The 2,883-nt window shown below is 40.9% G+C and carries 2 protein-coding genes; both read right to left on the minus strand.

Annotated elements, in window-relative coordinates; translation table 11 throughout:
- A partial coding sequence (locus AC1DRQ_RS30545) for an ABC transporter permease (protein WP_477429741.1) occupies positions 1-2,290 on the minus strand: 2,290 nt, incomplete at its 3' end.
- Between the two features lie 115 nt (positions 2,291-2,405).
- A partial coding sequence (locus AC1DRQ_RS30550; protein ID WP_477429743.1) for an ABC transporter permease occupies positions 2,406-2,883 on the minus strand: 478 nt, incomplete at its 5' end.

Genomic DNA, 2,883 nt, shown 5'->3' on the forward strand with positions numbered 1-2,883 from the left:
GTACAAATACTCCTGGCCCTATGGTTATACGGTAATCATATTTCTGCAGCCAGTTTTGTAAAAAGTAAAAAGCCACTGGCGATGCTACTACGCAACTAATAATGACCAATAAAATAAAATCTTTGGATAACAATAGCCATACCTGTGCTACTGAAGCCCCTAATACTTTACGTATCCCTATTTCTTTTGTACGCTGTTCGGCTACATAGGCTGCCAACCCAAATAAGCCGAGGCATGAAATTAAAATAGCCAACCCGGCAAAAACACCCGCCAGTTTGCCTACCAGCATTTCCATGTTAAATTTGTGATTGTATTCATCGTCAACAAACTGGTAGATATATGGATAGGCTGGATTATAGGAATCAAATATTTTGGTAAGCTTAGCAATGGCATCTTGTGTATTGATATTAGGCGCCAGACGGTACATGATCGTATTAGCTACATGTCCGTGACTAAAAATAGCCGGCGCAACGGGTGTAAACGGCGATTCCATCAGGGCATCTTTTACCACCCCAATGATTCGCACTGGTGTAGTGTTACCATTCCAGGTTATTAGCTGATTGATAGGATTTTTAAGGCCGATCCTTTTTACAGCTGTTTCGTTGAGTATAACACTTGTTGAGTCGGCTGTCCAGCTGTTTGTAAAGTCCCGGCCCTCTTTAAATGTCATACCAAGGGTTTTAAAATAGTTGTCAGATACGAATATCGCCCCAATATTTACCGCTTCATCGCCGGCGTTTTTACCCGGCCATTTATCAAGCGACATGTGACTATAAATATTGGTAACCGGGCTTGAGGCAGCAGCAACACTTTCTACCATCCCGGTTGCCATCAGGTCGTTTTTAAGCGCATCATATTTGTTATTTAAATCCCCGCTCATGTCGGTCATCATTAACCTGTCGGCACTGTAGCCGGTAGGCCGGCTTTTGGCATGTTGTATTTGCTGATAAACAATAACAGTACTGATGATCAAAGCAATAGAACAGCTAAACTGTATCACAACCAACACCTTACGCGGCAATGATGCCGTTTTACCCACCTGAATTGCTCCCTTTAAAACTTTTACCGGGTTAAATGACGACAGGTAGAATGCTGGCCTGCTGCCGGCCAGCAAGCCAGTTAGCAGCACATAAAATATCATGATGCTCCAAAACACAGGGTTGCTATAAGGTATGCTGATAGAACTGTTTACCAATGTGTTAAAAGAAGGCAGCGATAGCTGTACAAAAAGTATGGAAAACAAAAATGCAATAAAAGTGATCAAAATGGATTCGGCCAAAAACTGGATAATCAGGTCGCTGCGTTGCGAGCCGATGGCTTTCCTTACCCCAACCTCACGGGCTCGTTTTTCGGAGCGGGCTGTTGACAGGTTCATAAAGTTGATGCAGGCGATAAGCAATACCAATATACCGATGATACTGAACATACGTACATATTCAATAAAACCACCAACCGCCTTGCCATTTTTAAAGTCTGAATAAAGATGCCAGTCCTTTAATGGGTGCAGGATCACCTCAGGCTTTGCAATACGCATTTGCGGACTATGGTCATATACAATATTCTTTATTTTAGGTGCTACTTGTTGTAAAGTAACGCCGGGTTGTAACTCAACAAATGCATTGAATGAATTATTTGTCCAGGTAGTACGGGCATTTCTCATCCAGTCTTCTGTTTGTTCTTTAAAACTAAATGGAGTAAGATAGCTAAATTGTAATGTGGCATTTTTTGGTATTTCTTTTATAACACCGGTAACTTTCAAATTATGCTGATTATCAATGCGAACAAATTTATTTATAGGGTCGGCATTACCAAATAAAGCCTTGGCTGTTGATTCGGTTAATACAATAGAATATGGATCTGTTAAAGCATCTTTGGCGCTACCTTTCACAAATGGATATTGAAATATTTTTAAAAAATCAGGAGCAGTAGCCCCGCCGCCGAGATAAAGCTTTTTGTCGCCTACCAATAATGAGTGCCATTGCCACCCTACCCAATCTGTTTCGGCAGCATGTTTAATTTCGGGGATTTCCTTCCTTAACACGTCAACCAATGGGATTGCCATTGCAGTTTGCGTATGTTCGCCGTCATGTTGCGAGGTGAAATTCAACTCAACACGATATAATTGCTTATAATTCGGCAAAAACTTATCGTATGAATACTCATTAACCACCCATAAGCCAATGAGTAAAGCAACGGCCATACCGGCTGCCAAACCCAATATATTAATAGCGCTGTAAACCTTGTTGTTCACCATGTTGCGCCAGGCAATTTTAAAATAGTTCTTTACCATGATATTTAAAATGCTAATTCTGAAACTCTAAATGTTAATTTCCAAACCCTAAACTTCAGCTACTAAATATTAAAAGAAGCTTTCGGCTTTGAGCCTTTAGCCTTCGGCTTATAAACTATTCACTCCGTAAACTTTTAACCGGGTTTACCAGTGCAGCTTTTAACGCTTTGTAACCCACAGTGATCCAGGCAATGAGAATAGATGATACGATGGCCAGTATAAACACCCATACGCTTAAAGAAATACGGTAGGCAAAATTTTGCAGCCATCCCGTCATAAGGTACCAGGCCGCGGGCATGGCTATTACAAATGATATACCTATAAGTACCATAAATTCCTTAGAGAACAGGTAAATGATGCTGCTTACCGATGCTCCCAAAACCTTGCGTATACCCACTTCTTTGGTACGTTGAACAGCCATGAATGATACCAGGCCATATAAACCAAGGCATGAAATAAATATGGCTATCCCCGCAAATACTTTGTATACCAGTGCCATCTGGTTTTCCTGCTGATAAAACTTGGCTATATTATCGTCAAGGAAGTATCCGTTATAGGCATATTCAGGATAGGTATTTTCCCATAGTTTTTGC

The organism is Mucilaginibacter sp. P4_E8, from assembly GCF_056401495.1.